A 25,196-nucleotide genomic window follows, 5' to 3' on the forward strand; every position below is an offset into this window, starting at 1 on the left:
CTTCGAGACGACAATCAAGAAACGAAGAGAGAAGACGAGGTGCCCACCCGTATTTCGCCGCTTGCCCCCTTCAAGCACGACATCTTCCGCACGATCTGGATCGCGAGCCTCGCCTCCAATTTCGGCGGCCTCATTCAATCGGTCGGCGCCGCCTGGCTGATGACCTCCATTTCCTCATCAGCGAACATGGTGGCGCTGGTGCAGGCTTCCACCTCACTGCCGATCATGCTCTTTTCGCTCGTCTCCGGCGCGCTTGCCGACAATTTCGACCGGCGGCGGATCATGCTGGTGGCGCAGTGTTTCATGCTCTTCGTCTCGGCACTCTTGACGATCTTTGCCTATGTCGGGCTGATCACACCCTGGCTGCTCCTGCTCTTCACCTTCCTCATCGGCTGCGGCACGGCGCTCAACAACCCGTCCTGGCAGGCGTCGGTCGGCGACATGGTTCCGCGCGAAGACCTGCCGGCGGCAGTCGCGCTCAACAGCATGGGCTTCAACATCACCCGCAGCGTCGGCCCGGCGATCGGCGGTGCCATCGTTGCGGCACTCGGCGCGGCGGCGGCCTTCTTCGCCAACACGCTCAGCTATTTCGCCATCCTCTTTGCGCTGGTGCGCTGGCGTCGCGAGGTGCCTACGAACACGCTGCCGCGCGAGACGCTGGGTCGCGCCATTTCGGCTGGCCTGCGCTATGTCGCGATGTCGCCCAACATCGGCAAGGTGCTCTTGCGCGGCTTCCTCTTCGGCCTTTCGGCGAGCGCAATCCTCGCGCTTCTGCCGCTCGTTGCCCGCGACCTCGTCCAGGGCGGGCCGCTCACCTACGGCCTGATGCTCGGCGCCTTCGGCCTCGGCGCGATCGGCGGGGCGCTGCTCTCTGCCCGGCTGCGCGAAAAGCTTTCGAGCGAGGCGATCGTGCGCATCGCCTTTACCGGCTTTGCCGCCAGCGCCGCGATCACGGCCTGGAGCACCTATGCCTGGCTGAGCTGTCTCGTGCTGCTGATCTCCGGCGCCTGTTGGGTGCTGGCGCTGTCGTTGTTCAACACCACCGTGCAGCTTTCGACGCCGCGCTGGGTGGTCGGCCGGGCGCTGTCGCTCTACCAGACCATGACCTTCGGCGGCATTGCCGGCGGCAGCTGGCTCTGGGGTACGGCCGCCGAGCAATATGGCGCGGCCAACGCGTTGATGGGCTCCTGTCTGCTGATGTTCGCCGGGGTCGTGGTCGGCTTCCGCCTGCCCTTGCCGGAGTTCACCTCGCTCAACCTCGATCCGCTCAACCGCTTCAACGAGCCGCCGCTCGAACTGGACCTGAAACCGCGCAGCGGCCCGATCGTCATCATGATCGACTACGAGATCGCCGACGACGATATCCCGGAGTTCCTGACGACGATGGCGGAACGGCGGCGCATTCGCATTCGCGACGGCGCCGGGCATTGGGCGTTGATGCGCGATCTCGAAAACCCGACCACATGGACCGAGACCTATCACGTGCCGACCTGGGTCGAATATGTGCGCCACAACCAGCGCCGCACCCAGGCCGACGCCGCCGTCGGCGACCGGCTGACGGCATTGCATAGCGGCAAGACACCACCGCGGGTGCACCGGATGATCGAGCGTCAGACGATCGTCCCGACGCATTACGAGCGCTACAAGCGACAGGTGAATGTGGACATGCACTAGGTACTGGCTCTTGCGCCGACAAGGAATCATGCAACGAAAAAGGGCCCCGTCACCGGGGCCTTTTTCGTTTCGGCAATCGGCACGCCGGCGCCACCGGCTGCAATTGGCTTTACCGCAGCTTCGCCTTCAGCGAGGCATCCGGGAAGCAGGTAGCGGCAAGGCCGCTCTTTGCCTGCCAGTCGCCGAGCGAGCGGCGCGTCTTGTAGCCGGGAAGACCATCGACCTTGCCGACGTCGTAACCCTTGGCAACCAGCGCCTTCTGCATCTTGAGAACGTCCGAACGCAGCATATTGCCAACATCGCCCCACGTGCCGCGGAAAGCGCCGCCGCCGGTGGCGATGCGGTCGGCAAGGTTGCCGATGAACAGCGCGTAGAGGTCGGAATTGTTGTATTCCTTGAGCACGTAGAAGTTCGGCGTCACGATAAACTCCGGCCCGTGCCGGCCGGCAGGCACCAGCATCATCGAGGATGCCGACAGTTCGTGCGACGGGAAGGCCTTGCCCGAAATCCGAGTAATGCCCTTGTTCGCCCAATTCGACAGGGGTTGGGCGAGATCCGGGCCTTCCTGCGCACAGGAGACGGCTTCCGGGATCGACACCTCAAAGCCCCAGTCACGGTCGCGCTGCCAGCCCTTCTTGACGAGATAGTTGGCGATCGACGCCAGACTGTCGGGCACCGAATTCCAGATGTCGCGGCGGCCGTCGCCATCGAAATCGACGGCATATTGCAGGAAGCTCGACGGCATGAACTGCGGCTGGCCCATCGCGCCGGCCCAGGACCCGCGCATCGCCGCCTCATCGACATCGCCGCTGTCGAGAATGTGCAGCGCCGCGATCAGCTCGCGGCGAAAGAGGTCCGGCCGCGTCGACATGAAGGCTTTGGTCGCGAGCACATCGACCACCGGATAGGGGATCTTGGCGCGACCGAAGCCGGATTCCCTGCCCCAGATCGCCACGATCACCGAGGCCGGCACGCCATAGGTGCGCTCGATCTTCTTGAGCGTCGAGGCGTGGGTGGACGCCAGGCTGCGGCCGGTGCCGGCGAGCCCCTGCAGGCGCTTTTCCGAGAAGTAGTTTCCGGGCGAGGAAAACTCCGCCTGGCTCTGCTTCTGCTCCTTCGGCTTCGGGAAGCCGGGGGGCGCCAGATCCGGCAGGTCCCAGTTGAGCTTCACGTCGGAAAACGCCGCCTTGAAGGATCCGGCGGAAATGCCCGCCTTCTTCGCTTCCGGCCAGAGGTCATTCTGCAGCCAGGTGCGGAATTGCGCCTCGACATCGGCCTTGGTGGCGGCGTGAGCGGGGAGGCTGAGAGCGAGAAGCGCTGCAACGGCGGCGAGGAGGTGTGCACGGGGCTTGCCTCCCCCTGCACGACCGGAAAACAGCGAACGAACCAGAGACTTCAAACGCATCGGCATCCCTTCAGATCGACGTGCGGGCACGAAGGGCCGCTGCCAGCGTGCCCTCGTCGAGATAGTCGAGTTCGCCACCGACGGGCACGCCATGGGCAAGCCGGGTGATCTTCACCTCCATGCCTTCGAGCTGGTCGGTGATGTAGTGCGCCGTGGTCTGGCCCTCGACGGTGGCGTTGACGGCGATGATCAGCTCACGGACACCGCCATTGGCGACGCGTTGCACCAGGCCCTTGATGTTGAGGTCGTCGGGACCGACGCCGTCGAGCGGCGAGAGCGTGCCGCCAAGCACGTGATAGGCGGCGTTCATCGCGCCGGCGCGCTCCAGCGCCCAGAGGTCGGAGACGTCCTCCACAACGATGAGCACGGAGTGGTCGCGACGCTCGTCGGAACAGACGGTGCAGGGATCGATCGTATCGACATTGCCGCAGCAGGAGCAGATGCGGACCTTGCGGTGCGCTTCGCCCATCGCGTCGGCGAGCGGACCCAGCAACTGGTCCTTCTTCTTGACGAGATGGAGGGCGGCACGCCGTGCGGAGCGTGGCCCAAGCCCCGGGACTTTCGCCAGGAGCTGGATGAGTTTTTCGATTTCGGGGCCGGTGACTCGTTTTGCCATGCGGCGCTTTTAGCCCATATCGGCCCGAAACGGAATCGCCTTCGAAACGCCGTCAAGGCGGCATCCGGCGGCCTTCACCGCCGGCATGCGAAGGAAGCGGCCGACGAGACCGCCCGCTTCCCGAACTTAAGGCCTGGATGCGATCAGAACGGCAGCTTCATGCCGGGCGGGATCGGCAGGCCGGCGGTCAGCTCGCGGGTCTTTTCCGCCTGCACGGCCTCGGCCTTGTCCTTGGCGTCCTTGTGGGCGGCGACGATCAGGTCTTCGAGGATCTCGACGTCGTCTTCCTTGAACAGCGAGGGGTCGATCTTCAGGCTCTTGAGGGTGCCCTTGCCGTCGAGGCGAACCGTGACGAGGCCACCGCCGGAGGTGCCGTCGACTTCGAGCGCGGCGATTTCCGCCTGCATCTTCTCCATCTTGGCCTGCATTTCCTTGACCTTGCCCATCATCCCCATGATGTCGCGCATCGTCGTCTCCTGTTCTTTTCGTTTCTGCTCGCAGACGGGACTATTCGATGTCGTCGCCAGGGACGATATCGCCGTCGGCGGATTCGGCTGTGGCCGGAGCCTGGCTCTCGACCTCTTCTTCAACGGCGCGAATGCGCACGTCGGTGATCTTGGCACCCGGGAACCGGGCGAGAATGGCGGCGACATCGGGATCCTGGCGTGCGTCGTTGACACGCTGCTCCTGCGCCCGCTGTTCCGCCTCGATCAGTGTCGGCTCGCCGGCCTCGCGGCTGTAGCTGACGATCCAGTGGATACCGGTCCATTCCTTGAGCTTGACCGCAACTTCGCCAAGCAGGGTCTTCGGCGCGTCGTCCGAGACGTTGACGTCGAGGCGTCCGGGCTCGATCCGCACGAGCCGCAGGAAACCGCGCACGAGCGTCTTCAGCTTGATGTCGCGGTTCTTGGCGCAGAGATCGGCGATGTCGGCGATCGAATTGACCGGCACCGACGGCTGCGGCTTGGCCGCAGGCGCCGCCATCGGGCGTTCTTCGATGCGGCCGACGGCAACCGCCTGGGGTGCTACGTCCGGCACCGCGCGCAGCATGGTCGCGCCATTGCTCGTCGGGCGTTGCACCGGCATCGGCTGCGATGCCTGGGCCGACACGGACACGGAAGCCTGGGCCTGAGCGCCGCCGCCGTTTCCACCCGAAGGGCCAGGACGAGCGCCGCCGCCTTCATTGCCGGAAAGCTCCAGCAAGCGCCGCACAGCCTCTTCCGGCGCCGGCAGATGTGCCGCATGCGCCAGGCGGATCAGCACCATTTCGGCGGCACCCGCCGGGCGCGACGAGCTTTCGGCTTCCGGAATACCCTTGAGCAGCATCTGCCAGATGCGCGACAGCGCGGTGACCGCGACGCTTTCGGCGAAAGCAGCACCGCGGGTGCGCTCGATTTCGCTCAAGGACTGGTCGTTGACCGCCTCGGGCACGTATTTCATGCGGGTGACGAGATGGGTGAAATCGGCAAGATCGGTCAGCACGACCGTCGGATTGGCGCCGGCCTCGTACTGTGCGGTAAATTCTTGGAGTGCTGCCGCGACATCGCCTTTGACGACGTGTTCGAAGAGATCGACGATGCGGGCGCGGTCGGCAAGGCCAAGCATCGAGCGCACGGTCTCCACCTCGACGGCGCCGCCACCATGGGCGATCGCCTGGTCGAGCAGCGACAGGCCGTCTCGGGCAGAGCCTTCGGCGGCGCGGGCGACCATGGCGAGCGCCTCCGGATCGAAGGAGACGCCTTCCTTGCCGAGGATCGTCGAAAACAGGCCGACGAGATCCGATGCGCTGATGCGGCGCAGGTCGAAGCGCTGGCAGCGCGACAGAACCGTGATCGGCACTTTGCGGATTTCGGTGGTGGCGAAGATGAACTTCACGTGCTCCGGCGGCTCTTCGAGCGTCTTCAGCAGGCCGTTGAAAGCCTGGGTCGAGAGCATGTGCACTTCGTCGATGATGTAGACTTTATAGCGGGCCGAAACCGGGCGGTAGCGGACCTGCTCGATGATCTCGCGGATATCGTCGATGCCGGTGTGCGAAGCGGCGTCCATTTCGATGACGTCGACATGACGTCCATCCATGATCGCCTGGCAATGTTCGCCCGGTACCCTGAGATCGATCGTTGGCCGGTCAATATCCGGCGTCTTGTAATTGAGCGCGCGAGCGAGGATGCGGGCGGTGGTGGTCTTGCCGACCCCGCGTACGCCGGTCAGCATATAGGCCTGGGCGATGCGACCGGTTTCGAACGCGTTGGTGAGCGTGCGCACCATCGGTTCCTGTCCGACCATCAGGTCGGAGAAATCCTTCGGGCGATATTTGCGCGCCAGAACACGGTAGGCGGCTGGTTTCTCAACGGATGAAATGGACGTATCGTCGCTCATCGACCCTGCCGCTGTTCGAACTCTTGTCCCGACAGGACGGAAAAGGTGGGAGGCTGGCACGATGACCCGTGCCGGAGCTCGTTGGGGCTGCTTCCTTCCGGACCTGACCCGGTTGGCGAGTGGCTCGTCCACCACCAACCTCCCGGCTTCCATATCGGCAATATCGAAAGCAAATGCAAGCCAAGCCATCAAAAAACTGATATCGATATGCAAAACAAGGCGAATCCGCCATTCTCGATAGCCGAGGAGAACCCGTTGACGACCTTCACCCTCGACGAGCGGCTCGAACGCGACGGCATTCCGATCGCCTCGATCGGGCTTTGCCAGATGCGGCTGATGAACGACCGCCGCTGGCCCTGGCTCGTGCTCATTCCGCAGCGTGAAGGCATCTCCGAGATCTTCGACCTCACCCCGCTCGACCAGACGATGCTGACCTTCGAGACGACCATGGCGGCGACAGCGCTGAAGAAGGTCACAGGCGCCGAGAAGATCAATATTGGCGCGTTGGGCAACATCGTCCGGCAGCTTCATGTGCATATCATCGCCCGCAGCGACGGTGACCCGAACTGGCCGGGGCCGGTCTGGGGCTTCGGCAAGGCGGAGCCGTGGGACGAGAAAGAACATCAGACCTTCGCAGCCCGCATTCTGGAAAACCTCTGAACATGACGAAATCGATCTTTGACCTTCGCAGCCCGCATCCAGAGCCAAGCACCCTCGTCGCCTTCTCGGAGAATCATCTGGATCGCCAGTCGGAACACCGGGCCGACGATTGCGTCGAGGTGGCGCTGAAGCACCCGGGTGCGCACTTCCTCGCCTTCTCCGGTCCGAAGCTCATCGTCAAGCATGACGAGAAGATCATCGACCCGCTGTTTGCGCCTTATGAGCTCGAAGGCCTCGAACCCGTTCTCGACGAGACGATCCTGCTCGGCTACCTCGCAAACGGCGAACCCCGGCTGGCTGTGCCGACGGGCCTCACGGAAGAGACGATTACCGAGCCCTTCAAGATCGCCGATGGCCGCACCCTCTATCGCCAGCAGATGCTGCCGGAGGAACTGCTTGGCCAGTTCGCGCAAGGCTCGAGCCTGATTACCTGGAATGCCAACAACCGCTTCTGCGGCCGCTGCGCCGGCCCGATGGAAGGCAAGGCCGGCGGCTACCGCCGGATCTGCACCGCCTGCGGCCACATGGTCTTCCCGCGGACCGACCCTGTCGTCATCATGATGACGATCGACCTTGAGCGAGACCTCTGCCTGCTCGGCCGCAGCCCGCATTTCGCGCCGGGCATGTATTCCTGCCTTGCCGGCTTCGTCGAGCCGGGCGAGACGATCGAAAACGCCGTGCGCCGCGAAACGCTCGAGGAGTCCGGCATTCATATCGGCCGGGTGCGCTACCATGCTTCGCAGCCCTGGCCGATGCCGCACACGCTGATGATCGGCTGCTATGCCGAGGCGAAATCGACCGTCATCAAGCGCGACGAGCAGGAGTTGGAGGACGTGCGTTGGTTCACGCGCGAGGAAACGACCGCGATGCTCGAACGCTCGACCGGGGTCGCCGACACCGGCGACGCGCATATTCCGCCACCCAAGGGCGCAATCGCACACCAGTTGATGCGCGACTGGCTCGCCTGGGGCGAGCGGGCGTAGACGCGCTCTAGAGGAGACCGGCCTTGTCCCGCTCCGAACGGTTGCTCGACCTCCTGCAGGTGCTCCGGCGCTACCGCCAGCCGGTGAGCGGCCAGCGGCTGGCGGAAGAAACCGGCGTCAGCCTCCGAACGCTCTACCGCGACATCGCCAGCCTCCAGGCCCAGGGCGCCGATATCGAGGGCGAGCCGGGGCTTGGCTACGTGCTCAAGCCCGGCTTCATGCTGCCTCCGATGATGTTTTCCGCCGAGGAGATCGAAGCCTTGGTGCTCGGCTCGCGCTGGGTTTCCAAGCGCACCGACGACGATCTCGCCGGAGCTGCCGCCAATGCGCTCGCCAAGATCGCCGCCGTGCTGCCTGCCGAGCTTCGCGAGGAACTGGACAGTTCGACCCTGCTTGTCGGCCCGAGCCCGCCGGCCACCAATGGCATCGACATCGCGGCGCTCCGGCGCGCGATCCGCAACGAACGCAAGGTGGAGCTCGACTACGTCGACAATGACGGCAGCGCGACGCAGCGCACCATCTGGCCCTTTGCGCTCGGCTTCTTCGAAAACGTGCGCATGGTCATGGCCTGGTGCGAGCTGCGCCTGGACTTCCGGCACTTTCGCGCCGACCGCATGCAGCGGATGGCGGTGACCGAGGCGCGCTATCCCCGCCGCCGGCAGGTGCTGATGAAGGATTGGCGCGCGAGCCAGAACATGGCGGCATCAAAACGCCAGACGGTCGGCTCCTGAGGGACGCTCATGCGCCGATGCTGACAGAAACTGGCAGCGGCCAGTCCTAGCCTTGGCACTCCCGCAACAAGGAGGAAGCCATGGCCAAGGCAAATCTCATCGTTCTCTACGTCAAGGATCCGCTCGCAAGCGTGACGTTCTACCGGGCGGTTCTCGCGCAGGAACCGCAGGTCGCCTACCAGACCTTCTCGTCCTTCGAGCTGCCGGGCGGTTTCACGCTCGGGCTCTGGGCCGAACATACGGTCTCGCCGGAGCCGGCGGCATCGGGCAGCCGATCGGAACTGGCGTTCATGGTGGAGGATGAGAGCGCGGTGCGCGCACATTACGAGGATTGGAAGGGGAAAGGCCTGCCGATTGCGCAGGAATTGACCGAGATGGATTTCGGTCCGACTTTCGTCGCGCTCGATCCGGATGGTCACCGGCTGCGCGTCTGCCTCTACGATTCTTAAGCGAGAGGGTTGCAGCGCGCATCCCGCCAGCCTGAAGCGGCGGGATGCGCGAATGGTGCGGATTAGCGGCCGTAAACGGCGGCCTGGATCTGCGAACGGGACAGACCGATGTCGCTCAGTGCGTGATCGTCGAGAGCGTTCAGCTCGCGGATCGCACGGCGGGTCTTCGCATATTCCATGATCTTCTGACGGATCTTCATCTTTAAAACTCCTTACTTGACGAGCGTCAAATAGGCATTTGCCTAAAATTTGTGTAGCGCCACGATTGCAAACTAGGCATGCACCAGACGCGTAGCCGGTTAACGAACTTTTGCCACTTTCGCCCCCGTAGGGCGTGGCGAAACCAATGATTCTCTCGGAGAATCATTGTGGACGGAACGCGCAGGACTTAAGCGTGATGCTGTAAAAATCTTAGCCAGATGGCAGATCCGCGAATACACGGCGCAAGAAGACCGCAACCATAGGCTTTATTTTGACTAGAAATCAGGCGCACCCGGGACCTGCAGCCTCCAGCTGAGGGCAAAGCTGCGGGCAAACGAAAGCGACCGCGCCACGGCTTTGCCGGAGGCGGTCGGCGCCTGCCTGCGCAGGCTTTTCTCTCAGAAGTCTGGCGCCGAAGCGGATCTGTTCAGAGGACGCCGCGCATCGGGTGTGCGTTATAGGTTCCGAGGATGCGGACCTTTTCGGAGAAGAAACGCAGCTCGTCCATGGCGTGGCGCACGCCGACATCGTCCGGGTGCCCTTCGATATCCGCATAGAATTGCGTCGCCACGAACCGGCCGCCGAGCTGGTAGCTCTCGAGCTTGGTCATGTTGATGCCGTTGGTGGCGAAACCGCCCATGGCCTTGTAAAGCGCTGCCGGGATGTTGCGGACATTGAAGACGAAGGTGGTGATGATCAGCTCTTCGTCGCTGGTCCGGGATATGCGCTGCTCTTCGCGGGACAGGACGACGAAGCGGGTGACGTTGCTCTCGGTATCTTCGACATTTTCAGCGATGATTTCGAGGCCGTAGAGATCGGCGGCCAGCCGCGGCGCGAGCGCTGCCATCGAGCGGTCGCCCTTTTCGGAAACGAGCTTTGCCGCGCCTGCGGTATCGCCGGCGACGACCGGCTTCCAGCCGTTGGAACGCACGATCTTGCGGCATTGGCCAAGCGCATGGATATGGCTGTGCACGGTGCGGATCTCGTCTCGCGTGACACCCGGCAGCACCATCAGCTGGAAGCGGATCGGCATGAAATACTCGCCGACGATGTGCAGCCGCGATTCCGGCAGGAGGTGATGAATGTCGGCAACGCGGCCAGCGATCGTGTTCTCGATCGGGATCATCGCGAGATCGGCATCACCGTTCTCGACCGCGACGAAGGCATCCTCGAAGGTCTGGCAGGGCAACGGCTCCATCGACGGGAACATGTCGCGGCAGGCCATGTCGGAATTGGCGCCATAGTCGCCCTGGAAGGAAATCCTGTTGGTCTTGGCGGTCACGGTAGCGTCCTTCTCAGGTTCTGATATCAGCGGTTACGGGCGGACAGGATGCGGCGGGCCTTTTCCAGCTCCACCGGCGTGTCCACACCAAGCGGGACCGAATCGACGATCTCGACATCGATGCGCATGCCGGCTTCGAGCGCGCGCAGCTGCTCCAGCGATTCGCGGCGCTCGAGCACGGAGGGCCGAAGCGAGACGAAACGCTCCAGCGCCTGGCGGCGATAGGCATAGAGCCCGATGTGGTGATAGAGCGGGCCTTGGCCATGAGGCGCGGTCGCGCGGGTAAAATAGAGCGCGCGCAGGCGCGTGTCCGAAAGCGGCGAACCGACGACCTTGACGATGTTCGGGTTGGTCTTCTCGCTCTCTTCGGTGATAGCCACCGTCAGTGTCGCTATATCGGTGGCGGCATTTTCGAGCGGATTCAGCGCCGCGCGGATCGATGCCGGCTCGACCGTCGGAAGGTCACCCTGGACGTTGATGACGATCTCGGCCTCGCTGTTCGGATCGGCCTTCTGCAGCGCTTCGTAGATCCGGTCGGAGCCGGACTGGTGGTCGATGCGGGTCATGATCGCTTCGAAGCCGGCCTCGCGCACCACGTCGAAGACCTGCTGGTCGTCGACGGCAACGACGACGCGGCCGACGTCCGCTTCCTGCGCTCGGGTCGCTACCTGGACGATCATCGGCAGGCCGCAAATGTCGGCGAGCGGCTTTCCGGGTAGGCGTGTCGAAGCCATGCGCGCCGGAATGAGCACGATGACTTTACCTGAATTTTCGCGATTCATGATCTGGCCTTCAAAAACCCCGCCGAAAGTGTCAATAAGTCTCAGTTAGGGGCCGATAATCACTGTTGCAACGCAGAGCCAAAAGACATAGGTTCCGCGCGATTTCAAGATAGGCCGGGTTTTTGTTTGCGCCGGTGGCAAAGGGAGCGTTTGCAGATGAATTCATATGTGAACATGGGCGTGGGCGCCTTTCTGGGAACGGTCTTCGTTCTGATGTCCGTGTCCATTGCATCGGAAGGCATTTTCCATTCCGAAGCTCCCGAAAAGGAAGGCTTTACGATCGTCGCCGAAGAAGGCACGTCTGAAGCCGGTGCCGGCGGTGCCGCAGAAGTCGAAGTCGACATCAAGCCGCTGCTGCTCAAGGCCGATGCTTCTGCCGGTGAAGCCGTGTTCAAGAAATGCGCGAGCTGTCACACCGCCGACAAGGGCGGCGCAAACAAAGTCGGTCCGAACCTCTGGGGCCTCGTCAACCGCCCGATCGCTTCGCATGAGGGCTTCAGCTACTCGGCCGGCATGAAGACGTTTGCCGAAGGCGGCAAGGTCGTCTGGGACTACGACCACCTCAGCTACTTTATCGAAGCACCGAAGAAGCACGTTCCGGGCACCGCCATGGGCTTTGCCGGCGTCAAGAAGCCCGACGAGCGCGCCAACCTGATTGCCTGGCTGCGCGAGCAGGCCGACGCTCCGGCAGCACTGCCGGACGCATCAGCCGGTTCTGCCGAAGCCGCACCGGCTGCCGGCGAAGCAGCTCCGGCTGCTGGCGCCGAAGGTGCAAAGCCGGCCGAAGCCCCGGCAACCGAGACCAAGCCGGCCGAAGGCCAGCCGGCACCGGCGCAATAAGCTCAGCGGTCGGAAACGACCCCATTGCAAAAAGGCCCGGCTCGCGCCGGGCCTTTTTCGTATTCGGGCACAGCGACGGATGGTGCGCACGGAATGTTGGGACGGATCCACCCCTCTCCGGCGAAACAGTTTGCCGGAAAGTGCGACAATCACATCAGCAGATAGGCCCAGACCGAAACGCTGACGACGCCGAGCGCGGTCGTCAGCGTGATCGTCGAGGACGCCAGACCATGGCCGACATTGAAATGGTTGGCGATCAGCCAGGCGTTCACACCCGTCGGAACGGCCGACGTCAGCACCAGCGCCGTCGTCCAGTTGTCGTTGAGGCCGAGCAGGTGGCAGCTCGCATAGACGACCGCCGGCATGACGACGAGCTTCAAGGCGCTCGTGACGGAGGCGAGCCCGAGATTGCCGGCAAGGCCGTACTTATCCAGCGCCATGCCAATCGAGATCAGCGCCGCGGGTGCGGCCATCGATGCCAGTTGATCGACGACGGTCTTGACCGGACCGCCAAGCGGCTGGCCGACAAGATGGAAGGCGGCACCACAGGCAAGGCCGATCACCAGCGGGTTGCGCACCAGATTGCGGGCGACCCCGGCCAGGAGCTGCAGCGGGCTCTGCCCCGGCTTGCCACCGGCGCGCCGCTCCGCACGCTCCATCAGGAGCGTGCCCGCGATCATCATGACCGGCAGATGCACCGAAAGCAGGATCGAGATCGCCACGATGCCCTCCTCGCCGACGATGCGTGACACCAGCGGCAGGCCGATGAAGACCGTGTTGGCAAAGGCGGAGGAGACGCCGGCGAGAACGCCCATGCGCGCATCCCGCTTAAAGACGAGCGTCGCCGCCACGTGTCCCAACGTCCAGGTGACCGCAACGCCCGAGAAATAGGCGACCCAGAGCGGCCAGGGCGAACCGTCCTTGAAATCCGCCTCGGCGATCGTGCGAAACAGCAGGATGGGCACCGCGACGCGAAAGACGAAATCGCCCAGGGCTTCGCCGACGGCCGGTTTCAGGTACTTCAGGCGCACCAGCAGCCAGCCGGCAAGGATCAGGATGAAGATGGGCAGGACGTTCTGGAAGATGTCGGACATGCGCGGGCCCTGGATCACGATGGCCTTGGAGCGGATCGATCCAAGTCTTCGGGGTCGGTTGTCATGAGGTGAGCGGGAGCCGGGCGGAAGACCGCAGATGCTTTCCTCTTCCGGCTCCTGGAGTGGTCCTGCCAGCAATAACGTTGTTCGCACCTGCGCCGCAAGCGCGCGAACAGCCGGCAGAGAGAGGGGAACATTCACCGCCCGCAGGCGTTCCGAAACAGCATGAGGAACGAGCCATGCCGACAGAGAAGCCGATATACGCACATAGGGACGACGATCCGCATCTCATCGACGATGCGCTCGCCGACAAGGTGCTGCGCTACATCCAGTACGCGGCGATGATCGATACGCGCGACATCTCGGTGATGGCGCTCGGCGGGGTCGTTGTGCTTTCCGGCCATGTGGCGCAGGCGTCCGACATCGCCTGTGCCGGCGACGCCGCAGCGTCTGTGATCGGCGTCACCAGCGTCGAGAACCGGCTGGCAGTGACGCCGGGCGCGGGCGAGGCTGATAGCTGAGCGAGCGGTTGCCGTGCGGAAATCCGGATGATAGGACATGCCGGCATGAGATTTCGGCAGGCTTGGCGCTACCGCCAGAGAGCCGCCATAGGAGCCGCAGATGAGGACCGACCCGTCAGCAACCAGGTAAGCCGCAACAACGGTTGAATAAGTTGTTGCGGCGTCTGTCGGCTCACACTCAGAACAGTTGATGAAGTGGCAGATCGCCGCCGAATGTTTTCATTTGCGCGGATGTATCATCATGCCCAATCGTAATTCCCCCACCTGGTCCTACTCGCTGCCGGCAGCCCTTCTGCTGATGGCGCCCTTCGACATCCTGGCGTCGCTCGCCATGGATATCTATCTGCCCGTCGTGCCCGACATGCCGGGCATTCTCGGCACGTCGCCGGCAGTCGTCCAGCTCACGCTCAGCCTTTACATGCTGCTTTTGGGCCTGGGCCAGCTGCTGTTCGGCCCGCTGTCCGACCGCTTCGGCCGCCGGCCCGTGCTTCTCGGCGGCGCGACGCTGTTTGCCCTGTCGTCGCTAGGACTGGCGGCAACCACCTCGGCGCCGGTTTTCGTCGCCTTACGGCTCGTCCAGGCGGCCGGCGCCTCGGCCGCGCTGGTCGCGACCTTCGCGACCGTGCGCGACGTCTATGGCGCGCGTCCGGAAGGCGTGACTATCTATGGCCTCTTCAGCGCTATGCTCTCCTTCGTGCCGGCGCTCGGGCCGATCGCCGGCGCGCTGATCGCCGGCGCTTTCGGATGGCAAGCGATCTTCGTGACGCTCGGCGTTCTTGGCCTTGCGGCACTCGGCCAGGCCTTGCCGCGCTGGTCGGAAACCCGGCCCGACGCCGCTGCACCGGCAAAGCCGAGCTTCATGCCCATGCTCACAAGTGGCGCCTTCTGGACCTACACGCTTGGCTTCAGCACGGCGATGGGCGCGTTTTTCGTGTTCTTCTCCACTGCCCCACGCCTGCTCATCGATCGCGCCGGCTATTCGCAGCTGGGCTTCAGCCTGGCCTTCGCCACCGCTGCCGTCGTGATGATCATCGCCACGCGCTTCGCCAGGGGCTTCGTCGCCCGCTACGGGACAGCCGGTTGCCTGACCCGCGGCATGGCGCTGATCATCCTCGGCGGGCTACTGCTTGGCGCGGGTGAAGTCTTGGCCGCTCCGTCGTTCGAGAGCTTCGTGCTGCCGATGTGGGTGATCGCCTTCGGCATCGTCATGACCGCCTCGGTCACCGCCAATGGGGCGCTCAAGGCCTTCGATGCCATCGCCGGGACGGCGGTGGCGCTCTACTTCTCGATCCAGAGCCTGATCGTCAGCCTTGTCGGCACCGGCGCCGTGCTGCTGCTTGGTGGCGATACGGCCTGGCCGCTCGTCGGCTATTGCCTGGGCATGGCGGCAATCACGCTGCTGGCGCTGGCGTTTCTCGACCGGCGCAAAAATCGATAGCCCTGCCCCTCCCGGAGCGGTCGCCCGCTCCGGGAGGTCTTCAACCGGAAAGACGGCAACATGCCCCTTGACCTCGCCCCTAGGGCTGGCCCCAGACTGCTCTCATGACCGATTCCTACTTCCTCGCAGGCCGCTTCGGCGCCGCCACACGATTGTCGCCGAAGGCGCTCCGGCTCTATGCCGAGCAGGGCCTGCTGGTGCCTGCCCATGTCGATCCCATAACCGGTTACCGCTACTACGCCGCCACGCAGGCAAGCCGCGCCAGACTGATTGCCCGGCTGCGGCAGCTGGGCCTGCCGATCGCCCGGATCGCGCGGCTGATCGATCTTCAGCCCGACGTTCGCCTGACGGAGCTGCGCGCCTGGCTGGAGGTGCAGAGCAAGCGGCTCGAGGATCAGCGCGAGCTGGTGGAGGCCATCATCCGGCAATCGAGCGGCGGCGACGATCCGCTTGTCAGCGCCGTTGCCGTGCGCGACGTCGCGCCTTCGAAAATCGTCTATCGCCAAAACCATGTGACGGTGGATGCGCTCGAGGCCTTCACCGAAAGCGCCGAAGCGGAGATCCGCGGCTATCTTGCGCAGTCGGGCAAGAGCGACGACGGGCCAATGACGCTGCATTTCCATGAGCCGGTCAATCACGACGGGAAGGGTCTCGTCGAGGTCGCGATCGGCTATGACGGCAGTCTCGAACCCACTGGCGATCTGCGCATCCGCCTCCAGCCGGCGGGGCGCGAAGCGTTCCTCGCCGTGGCCGAACCGTTCGAGACCTTTCCGGCCGTGCTTCGCGTCTATGACGCGATCGAAGCCTGGTTCGAGCAAGGCGACGACCTCAGCTGCTTCGGCAGCCCTTACGAAATCTACCCCGGCAGCGGCAGCGCCCGCTTCGATGTCGCCTACCCCATCGTGCGCTAAGCCAATCCCCGCACGTCCCAATTACTCCCCCTCGATTCAAGGACCAACCGATGCAGCACTTTTCCTATGTGGGTTCCGGCCCCTATTGCTACGCCAACTCGTTCGCGATGATGTTCGGCGAGGCCGCACCCTCGACCTCGACCATCGAGCTTGCCACCGGCAGTCCCTTCGGCATGCAGATCGTCGGCGGCACACTGCCGTTCTTCGATCCCTATGGCTGGGATCCGGAGGCGGGGTTCGACGGCGCGCTGAAGGCGCTCGGCTGGACGTCGCAGGTCAGCAGCGGCGGCGAGCCCGAGGACGCGCTTTCCCGCCTGCGCTCGGCGCTGAAGGATGGCCCCGTCTGGGTCGGCCCGGTGGAGATGGGGCATCTGCGGCACCAGCCCGGCATGACAGGACCGATCGAGGCCGATCACTACGTCGTGGTCCTCGCATTGGACGAGACGCGCGTGCTGATGCACGACCCGCAGGGATATCCCTACGCCTCCCTGCCGCTCCACGATTTCATGACGGCCTGGGGCGCCGAGACGCTGAGCTATGGCGACCCCTACACCATGCGATGGGGATTTTCCTGTGTCGCCGACGTGAGCGAGATCGACGCAATTCGCGCCTCGGTGCCGGCCGCCATCCACTGGCTCTCGATGACCACGGACCGGCTGGTGCCGGTGGGCAGCCTTGGCAATGCCGACGCTGCCGAAGCGCTCGCCGCTCGGATCGAAGCTAACTGCGACAAGAACCTGCGGGCTCACCTCGTGCACTTCGCCGTTCGCGTCGGCGCCCGCCGCGCCGGCGACGCGGCATCCTGCCTGGCGCGGGCGGGCCTTGCCAAATCCGCCGCCATCGCCGGCGAGCAGGCACGGCTGATCGGCGCGCTGCAGTATCCGCTAGTCCTGCGCAAGGATGCCGAGGCGGCCGAAAGCCTGCGCCTGCTGGCGCCGACCTACGACCGGCTGCTCTCCGCCCTGCAAGCCGGGGAATGAACTTACAAGCCGCGCAATTCCGGACGGAAAACCGCTGCGCACTTTTCCTGGAATTTGCTTGTCTCGCTGACGCAATCCCGGACGGAAAACCGCTACGCACTTTTCCTGGAATTGGCTTGTCTTGCTGGGCGCAATTCCGGACGGAAAACCGCTGCGCACTTTTCCTGGAATTGCTTTTAGGCAATGAGCTCCGAGAAGCTTTTCGGGCGCGCCGACTTTGGGTCGCGCACCGTCTCGTAGTGGAGCCCGACGACGCCGTTGTCGTAGTGCTCGCTGCCGATCAGCCGCAGCTCGTTCTTGTCACGCAGCCGGGCGAACCATGGTTCGCCCGGCGATACGACCGGGTAGACGAAGAAGTGGTAGCGATCGACGAGGCCGAGGCCGATCACGGTCTGTGCCAGGCTCGCGCCGCCGGACAGATGGATATCCCGGCCGGGTTCAGCCTTAAGGCTGGTCAGGAAGCGCGAGAGCGCCGCATCATCAGGAACCACCGCCCGCTCGGCATTGTGCCAGGGGCTGATTGCCTGCTCACCGGTGCGGGAGAACACGATCTTGCGATAGTCGTGCATGCGCCCTGCCATCACCCGATTGGTCTCGCCGCCCGACTCGTCGTTCAGTGCGCCCGGCCAGTAGCCGACCATCTCCTCATAGGTCGTGCGGCCGACCAGTACCGTATCGTAGCCGGCGTAAAGGCGGTCGATCGCCCGGTATTGTTCCTCGACCACCGTGCCCATCCAGGCAAGCGGATCGTCGAGGCGGCCATTCAGCGTCGTCATCATCTGCAGCACGATGTTGCGCATGGGATCGTCTCCTCAGTGGGTTTGCTCGACGAACCGGGCCAGTTGCCCGGCGACCGTTCCCCAGCCGTCGTGAAAGCCCATCTCCTCGTGCATCCTCCGGTCCGCGCCGCTGCGATGCATCACATGGGCGGCGTACTCCGTACCGCCAGGATGATCGCTGAGGGTGATAATCGCCGTCATGAAGGCATTTTCCGCCGGGCGCCAGCCGGCAAGCAGCGTGTCGGTGAAGACGATGCGCGAGAGTTCGTCGACCGCGAGAAAGCAGGCATCGATATGCGGCACGAAAGCGCCGCCGCCTTCGCTGATCCGCGTCACGAAACTGCCGCCGGGCCTGAGATCCATGTCGATCACCTTGCATCTTGCCGGCTCGGGAACCCACCACTGCTCGAGCCGCGTTGGATCGCTCCAGGCGCGCCAGACGGTCGCGCGTGGCGCCTTGATGACGCGGGCCATCGTCAGGTCGAGTTCAGGATCGGGAGAGCGGGTCATGTCATTGCTCCTCGTGTTCAGTGACGAATTTTTCCAGCCGGTCGGCACGGCCTTCCCAGAGCGCGCGCTGCGCCGAGAGCCAGGTTTCGACTGCAGCAAATTGCGCCTTCTCGATCGCGCAGGTGCGCACCCGGCCCTGCTTGTGCGTGCGGATGAGCCCGCTGCCTTCGAGGAAGTGGATGTGCTTCATGAAAGAAGGCAGGGCCATGTCGAAGGGTCTGGCGAGATCGCTGATGCTCGCCGGACCGCCGCCGAGCCGCGAAAGCACCGCACGCCGGGTCGGATCGGCGAGCGCCTGAAAGATCACGTCCAATCGGTCTGAATACTGTTCCATAAGGCTAAGTATCATGCGCAAATACTTAGCGCAAGAGCTAACTATTGATCGACGCGAAGCCACCGGCGGCAGCCAATTTGTCACATCGCGTTTTCTTGACCTCAAGCGTGGTTGAGATTCTACAAACCCTGTCGGTTCAACAGGACAAGGGGGCCGACGTGGCATTCAAAAACCAAATGAGGACTGAAAATACCGGGACCGGCACGGCATCCGCGGGCATCGCCGAGCCCGGCGGCGCATCGAACGCCGCCGACTGGCTCGCAGGCCTCGCCACCGGGCCGGTATTGCCAAGTACAAGCGCGCGCAACGCCTCCCTCCTCACGGCAAGGAAGGAATGATCCGATGTCCGGCCCTATCGCAAGCATTCTCGATTCGCGCACCTTCGGCATCCTCGCCCGCGTGCTGCTGACGCTCGTCTTCTGGTCGAGCGGCCTTGCCAAGCTCTTCGACTTCAACGCCAACGCCGCGGTCATGGAAGGCTTCGGCCTGACGCCGGGATGGCTGTTCAATACGGCGACGCTGATCCTGCAGATCGGCGCCTCTCTCCTGATCATCCTCAACCGCTGGGTCTGGCTTGCCGCCGGCGCGCTCGCCGTCTTCACCGTGCTGACGGTCCCGCTCGCCCATCCCTTCTGGCTGAAGCAGGGCGAAGAGGCCTTCCGCGACATGACCGTTGCGCTGGAGCACGTCTCGGTGATCGGCGGCCTGACGCTGGTATCGATCCTGTCGCGCAGGCGTTGAACGTCAACAACGGCGGCTCGGCGGGCGGCTCAACCTTCGCCGATCTCGGCCAGGAAGCTCGTCAGCACAGTGTGGTTCTGCGCCAGCTTTTCCGTCTTTTCCTCGACGAGGCGGATCTGCTGGCGCAACGTCACCCGCAACTCGTCGCAGGGCTCGAAAATCGGCCCCTCGCCGCGCACGCAGGCCAGGAACTGCAGGACCGTCGGAAGGGTCATGCCGCCGGCCCCGAGCAGCTTGATGCGCTCGACGGTGCGCACCTCCGCCATGTCATAATCACGATAGCCGCTTTCGGTGCGCTCCGGCTTCAACAGACCTTCCGCCTCGTAGTAGCGCAGCATCCGGATGCTGACGCCGGTCCGTTTCGACAGCTCGCCGATCTTCATGCAATCACCCTTCAACACACCCTTGACTCTGACAGCGCTGTCAGACCTTAAAGCTATGGCTCCCTTATGCAAACCGCACCCAGGAGCAAAATCATGGCGACCGAAGCCCACCACTATCCGGCAGCAATCGACGGCCGCCCGGCCGACGCGGCGGAGCTGACTGCGCTCGCCTTCGCCGGCTTCGCGCACTTCACGGCGATCCAGGTCCGGGACCACAGGATCAAGGGCCTGGACCTGCATCTCAAGCGCCTGCACGGCGCGTCGATCGAATTTTTCGGCCGTGCCGTGCCGGAAGAAACCCTGCGCGCCCGCATCCGGGCCGCGGTCGACGCCGGCCCGGCCGACCAGTCCCTGACCGTCACAGTGTATTCGCCGGATGGCGAGTTCACCGCCGACAGCATGCAGGGAGACCTCTCGGTCCTCGTACGCAGCGGCCCGCCCTCCAACGGGCCGAAGGGACCGCTCAGGCTCGCCGTCGTCGAGCACGAACGCCCGCTCGCGGCCATCAAGCACGTCGGAGAATCCGGCAAGACCTATTACCTGCATCAGGCGATCAGGCAGGGCTTCGACGATGCCGCCTTCATCGACCGTCGAGGGCATCTCAGTGAGGCGACGATCTGGAATCTGGTCTTCTGGGATGGCGAAGCCGTCATCTGGCCCAAGGCCGAGATGCTGACCGGCACGATGATGGGCACGGTCCAGCGGCAACTCGAACGTCTCGGCGTTCCGCAGCGGCAGGAGGAAGTCACCCTCGACCGGCTGAAGACGCTCTCCGGCGCCGCGGTGCTCAATTCCTGGACGCCTGGCATCGCCGTCAGCGCCATCGGCTCGACGGCGATCCCGGACGCGGAGGCGTTTATCAGCCTGCTGCATCGGGCACATGCCGCCGAACCGGCTGCGCGCGTCTAGGACGCATCAAGACCGGGGCGGCGCCACCGCTCCGGTCTTCAGCGCTTGCGAGCGACGATGTAGGGGCGGTTGTCGTTGCTCGCCGATGCGTGATTTTCCGCCGACAGAAGTTCGAAGCCGGCAGCGACAATGTGCCGGCTGAGCTCGGCCGCACTGAAGGCTCCCGCATAGGGCGCCAAGCCGACCGCCCGCATCGCCGGCAGCAGCAGGAGCCGGACGAGCGGGTTCATGTCGCCGACGCAGGGCGTCTTGGAGATGAACACTCCCCTGGAAGCAAGCAGGGTGTGAATGTTGTCGAGCGTGGCGGGCAGGTCGCGTACGAGATGCAGGTAGTTGAAGCCCAGCACCGCATCGAACTGTCCGCGTTCGGCCGCAAGCGTTTCGGCCGTCGCGGTGCGAAAGGCGAGATTCGGAACCAGGTCGACGGCATACCTCTCCCGAGCAATGGCGATCATCTCGGTCGAAAAATCGGTCGCAAGATAATCGCGCACATCGCCCGCCAGCCGAAACGCCGTCGTTCCCGTGCCGCAACCAAGTTCAAGCACCCGGTCATCGGGTAGAAGCAAGGCGCGGGTGCGGTCGAGCGTGTGTTCATAGGCGGCCGGGTCCGCGATCGTGCCCTTGGCGTATCGCCGCGACGTCCGGTCCCAGAAACGCGCGTCGCTCGCCAAACTCATGCTGCCTCTCCCCAGATCGCAACCAGTCCCCCCCGCTGCGACGCCCGGGCTGGTGCGAGACCGGCCAGCGAAACCTGCCAAGACCCAACGGCTGCCGACACCAGCGAAGGTTCAGCAGTAGCGCGGACCGTCAACAGTTGGCGAAGAACCGCCCCTCAATCGGCAAAGAGCCGCTCTTCCGCCACTCAAGCGAGCCCAACCCAATCGACGGTTTCAAGCACATAGGGGGCGAAGAGAAAGTCGCGGATCGCGCCGATCTCGTCGCCGCGCCAGTCGAGAACGACGAAGTGCGCCGGCTTTTCCATCGGGCCGACACTGTCGAAAACCAGCATGGCCGGCCGGCCTTCGATCGCCCCCAGCGCAAAACGCCACCGCGTCTCCTGCGCGTAGCGGGTGAAATAGCGGCCGATCCCCTCGCGGCCCTCCAGCTTCAGCCTGTTGACCAGCTCAAGCTTCACATCGTCGGCCAGCATGGCGCGGATGGCGTCGAAGTCGCCGCCCTGAAAGAAGCGCACGAAGCTTGCCATTTTCTGCCGGTTCGCATCGGATATCAGCGGCAGCCGCATATCTTCCCGGCGTTGGGCCAGCTGCCGGAGCGCCACCCTGGCGCGCTGCAGCGCCGACTTGGCCGCCGCCGGCGTGCAGTCGGCGATATCGGCGATTTCCTCGATCGAATGGCCGAGCACATCTTTCAGGATCACGGCGCAGCGCTGAAGTTCCGGCAGCTGCAGGAAGGTTTGAAAGCCGACCGCGACGATGTCCGCCTCGGGCAGCGGCGCGTCTTCCATGTCATTGAAAAGCGGGACGATCTTGTGCCGGGACCGTCGGCGCAGAAAATCGAGGCTGGTGTTGTGGGCGATGCGCAGCAGCCAGCCTTCGAGATTGTCCACTTTCACGCCATCCGCCCGTGCCTGCACGGCCTTGATCAACGTGTCCTGCAGCACGTCCTCGCCATCCACGGCCGAGCCGGTCATGCGCGCGCAATAGCGATGCAGCCGCGGCCGGAGTTCCCTCAGCCGATCCTCGAAGTCTTCCGCATTCATGGTATCGAGTTCCATCGGGATATCTCCAGGCGTCCGGTTCGGACGATAGCGTGGACGAAAGAAAATGTCCGCTGCCTGATTGATCGCGACCGGTCCTGGCAGCGGACTACCGTGCAGCGTCACCTGTTATCGCTGAGAACCACCTCACCGACGACCGATTCGAGGCTCGCCAGTTCGAGAATCTGTGGGAAATAGGCCTTCATCCTGGCATCGGCGCGCATCGCCTCGACGGCCGCGGGCGTCTCCCATTCCGAATAGATGATGACACTTGTGCCGTCCCTGGCGGCGATCAGCCGGCTCGTCCGCCAGCCGTCGAGCGTGCGGATGACGGTATCGATGTTGCGCTTCAGAAGCGCGATCAGTTGCGCCTGCTTGCCGGGTTCGACCTTCAGAACGTTGACGAGAGTGACGGGTGCAGTGGCCATGGTGCTTCTCCTTCGTTGCGGATGCAGCAAAGACGAAGCGAAGAGGCGAAACGGATCGCGCGCGCGAAGATTTTTCCCCAGCCATGCTTCATACCACTTTTAGGCGAATTCCGACCAAAGTTGCGATGCGCTAATCTCAACTTCTGAGAGAATGGGAGGCTGAACGATGTTTCTGAGCGAGAGTACGTTCCGGGAAAACGCGCTTGAGATCATCCAAATCGAGGGCGAAGGGGAATATCTGTACAACCGTGAGCTCCTTATAACGGAGGATGACGGCTACGTTGTCATCCTGATCGAGAAGCTGCGCGGCCTCGTCTACACGCGCAACACTCCCGAAAATTTGGCGGGCGATCGGCTTCGAGACAGGGTGGAGCTCTATATTCTCCGGGCGGGGCCCGCGATCGAAAGCTTCAAACTGTCGATCAAATCCCATGCCGGCTCGGCATTTCGAGCCACCGTCGGCTTTTTCAAGAAGGCATTTCACGAGGCCAAGGAAGAGTTCTCCTGCAAACTTTGCAAGGCATTGTGCAAGCTCGTTGTATCAGCCCTTCTGGCGAATCTCGGCATTCCATACTTTGATCCGGAAAACGCCGCGGCCGCCATCAATCTCTCCGAACATCAGGATTTGATTGCAACGGCTCTGACCGACCCCAGCCAGGCGCTTAATCCGCTCCTCGCAGAAGTGATGGGAAAGATCGAGGGGCCGCTTTTAGAGACCATACGGGATGTTCTGGCGGTGGCCAATTGGTGGCTCGACGTAACGGACCGGCTCTATGGGCGCGCCTGCGCGATGGTGGGATGCTGTCAGGCGGAGTAAGCTCGAACTGACGCGGAGCCTAACCTCGACCGAGAGATGCTGACCCAAATCTTGGATACGGGATGTTACATATCTGCGGGCCGCAGAGGACACGCGCCCTCTACACAGACATACTCCCTCAACGGAGCAGTGTTCCCAGACGGCTTGTGCGGAGACCATCCGTTATCGGCCGATAGCCAGCCCACACAGAGACCGACCGTCAGAGAGCAAAGCCGCCGGCGGCCACCGGCTCGCCGTCGTCGCGAACCTTGAGGATGGTGTCGATCAGCCCCCACTCCAGAGCTTCCTCGGCGGTCATGAAACGGTCCCGGTCCATGGCGCGCTCGAACTCCTCGTAGGTTCGTCCGCAATGCTCCGCATAGAGGCGCGTCATGCGCTGCTTGGTGCGAAGGATCTCTTCGGCATGGATCTGCATGTCGGATGCCTGGCCCTGAAAACCGCCCGATGGCTGGTGCACGAGGATGCTGGCATTGGGCAAGGCGGCCCGCTGTCCCGGCGTACCGGCCATCAGGAGAAACGAACCCATGGAGCGTGCAGTCCCCATGCATAAGGTATGCACCGGCGCCCGGATGTAGCGCATGGTGTCGTACATGGCGAAACCGCTGGTCACGACGCCGCCCGGCGAATTGATGTAGAGATGGATGGGTTTCTTCGGGTTTTCCGCTTCGAGAAGAAGCATCTGGGCGCAGACCAGCGCGGAGACCGTGTCGTTCACCTCACCATTGAGAAAGATGATTCGCTCGCGCAACAGGCGGGAATAGATGTCGAACGATCGCTCTCCACCATTCGACTGCTCAACGACCATAGGGACGAGTTGCATCGCTTCGCGCATCGGCGAACTCCATTCATCCAGAGTTTGTGGGGAAGCTCGTCGGCTTACGCGGCGAGCATGAGGGTATCGTTGTTGTTTGCGGCCTTCCTGATCACGCGACCGCTGCGAACGTTCGGCAGTTCGTGCACGATCTGCAGCCTGGTTCTGTCGGAACCGATCGGCGCGATCCGGAAGGTGACGGTACTTTCGAGATACGGAGCCTCGGTTTCGCGCAGCCTGTAGCGGACCTCCTCGCCAGGCACGACAACGGCGCCTTCGGGATCAGCCAAAGCCTCCTTCGGTAGCCAGTTTTCACGAAACGCCGGGATGCTGATCGCGCGCCAGACCTTCTGCGGCGCCTCGTCGAGTTCGTATTCCAGCTCGAGGCTGCCTTCGTTCGGGGCGCTGCTTTCACGGTTCATTGGTCCATATCCTTCAGCAAGATCTTGAGCGCTTCGATGCGTGCGGGCCAGTAGGCACGGTATTTCGCAAGCCACTGCGCAATTTGGGCCAGTCCGTCGGGATCGACTTCGTAGTTTACGAACCGGCCTTGCCGCTGCTCCTTCACCAACCCGGCACTCCGCAACACCGAAATGTGCTGGGACATCGCCGGCTGGCTGATGTCCATGCCTTCCCGCAAGGCACTGGCATTCTTGCTTCCGTCGGCAAGCTTCTCGAAGATGGCGCGGCGCGTCGGGTCAGCCAGGGCTCGGAATATCTCGTTCTCGATCATAAACAACACATAAGCACGGACTTATCTCAATGACAAGTGCGCTGTTCAGCAGGAGGAGAAAAGAAAGGATCGGGCTTTTGCGCGCCGCAAG

Annotated in this window: 32 protein-coding genes and 1 other RNA gene; 14 read left to right on the plus strand and 19 right to left on the minus strand. The window is 63.6% G+C overall.

What is annotated here, in order from left to right; translation table 11 throughout:
* The first annotated feature begins 39 nt into the window (after window positions 1-39).
* The gene (locus ACIQUG_RS19950; protein WP_192448182.1) at window positions 40-1,674 is read left to right on the plus strand and encodes an MFS transporter; all 1,635 of its coding nucleotides are present in this window, start codon (window positions 40-42) and stop codon (window positions 1,672-1,674) included.
* 109 nt (window positions 1,675-1,783) lie between these two features.
* Here the strand turns inward: ACIQUG_RS19950 and ACIQUG_RS19955 are convergent, their stop codons facing one another.
* From ACIQUG_RS19955 to ffs, 5 genes are all read right to left on the minus strand, one after another.
* A complete protein-coding gene (locus tag ACIQUG_RS19955; protein WP_402323646.1) occupies window positions 1,784-3,079 on the minus strand; it encodes a lytic murein transglycosylase in 1,296 nt (431 codons plus the stop codon).
* A 10-nt stretch (window positions 3,080-3,089) separates the two neighbouring features.
* Window positions 3,090-3,695, minus strand: a complete 606-nt coding sequence (gene recR, locus ACIQUG_RS19960) for a recombination mediator RecR (RefSeq protein ID WP_029742358.1) — start codon at window positions 3,693-3,695, stop codon at window positions 3,090-3,092.
* Window positions 3,696-3,838: 143 nt separating this feature from the next.
* Window positions 3,839-4,162, minus strand: a complete 324-nt coding sequence (locus tag ACIQUG_RS19965) for a YbaB/EbfC family nucleoid-associated protein (RefSeq protein ID WP_029742357.1) — start codon at window positions 4,160-4,162, stop codon at window positions 3,839-3,841.
* Between the two features lie 40 nt (window positions 4,163-4,202).
* Window positions 4,203-6,071 carry a DNA polymerase III subunit gamma/tau gene (locus ACIQUG_RS19970; protein ID WP_402323647.1) on the minus strand — a complete coding sequence of 623 codons (1,869 nt, stop codon included), beginning with the start codon at window positions 6,069-6,071 and terminating at the stop codon, window positions 4,203-4,205.
* A 45-nt stretch (window positions 6,072-6,116) separates the two neighbouring features.
* Window positions 6,117-6,214: signal recognition particle sRNA small type (gene ffs, locus ACIQUG_RS19975), an RNA gene on the minus strand.
* A gap of 64 nt (window positions 6,215-6,278) precedes the next feature.
* On the opposite strand from ffs, the gene ACIQUG_RS19980 reads away from it, so the two are divergent.
* From ACIQUG_RS19980 to ACIQUG_RS19995, 4 genes are all read left to right on the plus strand, one after another.
* Window positions 6,279-6,731, plus strand: a complete 453-nt coding sequence (locus tag ACIQUG_RS19980) for an HIT domain-containing protein (protein WP_402323648.1) — start codon at window positions 6,279-6,281, stop codon at window positions 6,729-6,731.
* A gap of 2 nt (window positions 6,732-6,733) precedes the next feature.
* Entirely contained in the window at window positions 6,734-7,714 is a 981-nt protein-coding gene (nudC, locus tag ACIQUG_RS19985) for an NAD(+) diphosphatase (RefSeq protein ID WP_402323649.1), read from the plus strand.
* Between the two features lie 23 nt (window positions 7,715-7,737).
* Complete coding sequence (locus ACIQUG_RS19990) at window positions 7,738-8,445, plus strand: YafY family protein (RefSeq protein ID WP_043611807.1); 708 nt, start codon at window positions 7,738-7,740, stop codon at window positions 8,443-8,445.
* Window positions 8,446-8,525: 80 nt separating this feature from the next.
* The gene (locus ACIQUG_RS19995) at window positions 8,526-8,894 is read left to right on the plus strand and encodes a VOC family protein (protein WP_402323650.1); all 369 of its coding nucleotides are present in this window, start codon (window positions 8,526-8,528) and stop codon (window positions 8,892-8,894) included.
* A gap of 62 nt (window positions 8,895-8,956) precedes the next feature.
* Here the strand turns inward: ACIQUG_RS19995 and ACIQUG_RS20000 are convergent, their stop codons facing one another.
* From ACIQUG_RS20000 to ACIQUG_RS20010, 3 genes are all read right to left on the minus strand, one after another.
* Window positions 8,957-9,094 (minus strand): DUF1127 domain-containing protein, encoded by a 138-nt coding sequence (locus ACIQUG_RS20000; protein ID WP_064817013.1) that lies wholly within the window; start codon window positions 9,092-9,094, stop codon window positions 8,957-8,959.
* A 428-nt stretch (window positions 9,095-9,522) separates the two neighbouring features.
* Complete coding sequence (locus ACIQUG_RS20005; RefSeq protein ID WP_043611803.1) at window positions 9,523-10,377, minus strand: prephenate dehydratase; 855 nt, start codon at window positions 10,375-10,377, stop codon at window positions 9,523-9,525.
* Between the two features lie 26 nt (window positions 10,378-10,403).
* Complete coding sequence (locus tag ACIQUG_RS20010; protein ID WP_402323651.1) at window positions 10,404-11,159, minus strand: 3-deoxy-manno-octulosonate cytidylyltransferase; 756 nt, start codon at window positions 11,157-11,159, stop codon at window positions 10,404-10,406.
* Window positions 11,160-11,315: 156 nt separating this feature from the next.
* On the opposite strand from ACIQUG_RS20010, the gene ACIQUG_RS20015 reads away from it, so the two are divergent.
* Window positions 11,316-11,999, plus strand: coding sequence for a cytochrome c family protein (locus tag ACIQUG_RS20015; RefSeq protein ID WP_192448190.1), 684 nt, complete (start codon window positions 11,316-11,318; stop codon window positions 11,997-11,999).
* A 149-nt stretch (window positions 12,000-12,148) separates the two neighbouring features.
* Here ACIQUG_RS20015 and ACIQUG_RS20020 read toward each other — a convergent pair whose 3' ends face one another.
* On the minus strand, window positions 12,149-13,093 hold the full coding sequence (locus ACIQUG_RS20020; RefSeq protein ID WP_205239500.1) for an AEC family transporter: 945 nt from the start codon (window positions 13,091-13,093) through the stop codon (window positions 12,149-12,151).
* Window positions 13,094-13,332: 239 nt separating this feature from the next.
* Between ACIQUG_RS20020 and ACIQUG_RS20025 the strand changes: the two genes are divergently transcribed.
* The 4 genes from ACIQUG_RS20025 to ACIQUG_RS20040 all read left to right on the plus strand — a co-directional run bounded on the left by ACIQUG_RS20025 (window position 13,333) and on the right by ACIQUG_RS20040 (window position 16,943).
* Window positions 13,333-13,614, plus strand: coding sequence for a BON domain-containing protein (locus tag ACIQUG_RS20025; protein WP_402323652.1), 282 nt, complete (start codon window positions 13,333-13,335; stop codon window positions 13,612-13,614).
* 241 nt (window positions 13,615-13,855) lie between these two features.
* Entirely contained in the window at window positions 13,856-15,052 is a 1,197-nt protein-coding gene (cml, locus tag ACIQUG_RS20030) for a CmlA/FloR family chloramphenicol efflux MFS transporter (protein WP_402323653.1), read from the plus strand.
* 104 nt (window positions 15,053-15,156) lie between these two features.
* Window positions 15,157-15,963, plus strand: a complete 807-nt coding sequence (locus ACIQUG_RS20035) for a MerR family transcriptional regulator (protein ID WP_402323654.1) — start codon at window positions 15,157-15,159, stop codon at window positions 15,961-15,963.
* A 50-nt stretch (window positions 15,964-16,013) separates the two neighbouring features.
* Window positions 16,014-16,943, plus strand: a complete 930-nt coding sequence (locus ACIQUG_RS20040) for a hypothetical protein (protein WP_402323655.1) — start codon at window positions 16,014-16,016, stop codon at window positions 16,941-16,943.
* Between the two features lie 176 nt (window positions 16,944-17,119).
* On the opposite strand, the gene ACIQUG_RS20045 is transcribed toward ACIQUG_RS20040, so the two are convergent.
* The 3 genes from ACIQUG_RS20045 to ACIQUG_RS20055 are packed head-to-tail and all read right to left on the minus strand — an operon-like array spanning window position 17,120 to window position 18,566.
* Entirely contained in the window at window positions 17,120-17,743 is a 624-nt protein-coding gene (locus ACIQUG_RS20045; protein ID WP_402323656.1) for a dihydrofolate reductase family protein, read from the minus strand.
* Between the two features lie 12 nt (window positions 17,744-17,755).
* Window positions 17,756-18,232 (minus strand): SRPBCC family protein, encoded by a 477-nt coding sequence (locus ACIQUG_RS20050; RefSeq protein ID WP_402323657.1) that lies wholly within the window; start codon window positions 18,230-18,232, stop codon window positions 17,756-17,758.
* A 1-nt stretch (window position 18,233) separates the two neighbouring features.
* Window positions 18,234-18,566: an ArsR/SmtB family transcription factor gene (locus tag ACIQUG_RS20055; protein WP_402323658.1), complete on the minus strand. Its 333-nt coding sequence runs from the start codon at window positions 18,564-18,566 to the stop codon at window positions 18,234-18,236.
* Between the two features lie 44 nt (window positions 18,567-18,610).
* Here ACIQUG_RS20055 and ACIQUG_RS20060 point away from each other — a divergent pair, with 44 nt between their 5' ends.
* Both ACIQUG_RS20060 and ACIQUG_RS20065 read left to right on the plus strand, forming a co-directional pair.
* Window positions 18,611-18,904, plus strand: a complete 294-nt coding sequence (locus ACIQUG_RS20060) for a hypothetical protein (RefSeq protein ID WP_402323659.1) — start codon at window positions 18,611-18,613, stop codon at window positions 18,902-18,904.
* Window positions 18,905-18,908: 4 nt separating this feature from the next.
* Window positions 18,909-19,307 carry a DoxX family protein gene (locus ACIQUG_RS20065; RefSeq protein ID WP_402323660.1) on the plus strand — a complete coding sequence of 133 codons (399 nt, stop codon included), beginning with the start codon at window positions 18,909-18,911 and terminating at the stop codon, window positions 19,305-19,307.
* Between the two features lie 29 nt (window positions 19,308-19,336).
* Here the strand turns inward: ACIQUG_RS20065 and ACIQUG_RS20070 are convergent, their stop codons facing one another.
* A complete protein-coding gene (locus ACIQUG_RS20070; RefSeq protein WP_402323661.1) occupies window positions 19,337-19,690 on the minus strand; it encodes a MerR family transcriptional regulator in 354 nt (117 codons plus the stop codon).
* A 93-nt stretch (window positions 19,691-19,783) separates the two neighbouring features.
* On the opposite strand from ACIQUG_RS20070, the gene ACIQUG_RS20075 reads away from it, so the two are divergent.
* Window positions 19,784-20,599, plus strand: a complete 816-nt coding sequence (locus tag ACIQUG_RS20075; protein ID WP_402323662.1) for an aminotransferase class IV family protein — start codon at window positions 19,784-19,786, stop codon at window positions 20,597-20,599.
* Between the two features lie 38 nt (window positions 20,600-20,637).
* Here ACIQUG_RS20075 and ACIQUG_RS20080 read toward each other — a convergent pair whose 3' ends face one another.
* From ACIQUG_RS20080 to ACIQUG_RS20090, 3 genes are all read right to left on the minus strand, one after another.
* On the minus strand, window positions 20,638-21,276 hold the full coding sequence (locus ACIQUG_RS20080) for a class I SAM-dependent methyltransferase (protein WP_402323663.1): 639 nt from the start codon (window positions 21,274-21,276) through the stop codon (window positions 20,638-20,640).
* Window positions 21,277-21,461: 185 nt separating this feature from the next.
* Window positions 21,462-22,334 carry a sigma-70 family RNA polymerase sigma factor gene (locus ACIQUG_RS20085; protein WP_402323664.1) on the minus strand — a complete coding sequence of 291 codons (873 nt, stop codon included), beginning with the start codon at window positions 22,332-22,334 and terminating at the stop codon, window positions 21,462-21,464.
* A 104-nt stretch (window positions 22,335-22,438) separates the two neighbouring features.
* On the minus strand, window positions 22,439-22,744 hold the full coding sequence (locus ACIQUG_RS20090) for a putative quinol monooxygenase (protein WP_402323665.1): 306 nt from the start codon (window positions 22,742-22,744) through the stop codon (window positions 22,439-22,441).
* A gap of 166 nt (window positions 22,745-22,910) precedes the next feature.
* Between ACIQUG_RS20090 and ACIQUG_RS20095 the strand changes: the two genes are divergently transcribed.
* Window positions 22,911-23,561, plus strand: coding sequence for a hypothetical protein (locus ACIQUG_RS20095; protein WP_402323666.1), 651 nt, complete (start codon window positions 22,911-22,913; stop codon window positions 23,559-23,561).
* A 199-nt stretch (window positions 23,562-23,760) separates the two neighbouring features.
* On the opposite strand, the gene ACIQUG_RS20100 is transcribed toward ACIQUG_RS20095, so the two are convergent.
* From ACIQUG_RS20100 to ACIQUG_RS20110, 3 genes are read right to left on the minus strand one after another with little or no spacing between them, the layout of a single operon-like run.
* On the minus strand, window positions 23,761-24,393 hold the full coding sequence (locus ACIQUG_RS20100; protein WP_192448204.1) for an ATP-dependent Clp protease proteolytic subunit: 633 nt from the start codon (window positions 24,391-24,393) through the stop codon (window positions 23,761-23,763).
* Window positions 24,394-24,437: 44 nt separating this feature from the next.
* Window positions 24,438-24,794, minus strand: a complete 357-nt coding sequence (locus ACIQUG_RS20105; RefSeq protein ID WP_402323667.1) for an SRPBCC domain-containing protein — start codon at window positions 24,792-24,794, stop codon at window positions 24,438-24,440.
* The gene (locus tag ACIQUG_RS20110; RefSeq protein ID WP_402323668.1) at window positions 24,791-25,105 is read right to left on the minus strand and encodes an ArsR/SmtB family transcription factor; all 315 of its coding nucleotides are present in this window, start codon (window positions 25,103-25,105) and stop codon (window positions 24,791-24,793) included. The genes ACIQUG_RS20105 and ACIQUG_RS20110 overlap by 4 nt, the downstream gene beginning before the upstream one ends.
* Window positions 25,106-25,196: the final 91 nt, after the last annotated feature.

It is taken from the genome of Ensifer sp. NPDC090286 (assembly GCF_044769565.1).
Lineage (GTDB): Bacteria > Pseudomonadota > Alphaproteobacteria > Rhizobiales > Rhizobiaceae > Ensifer.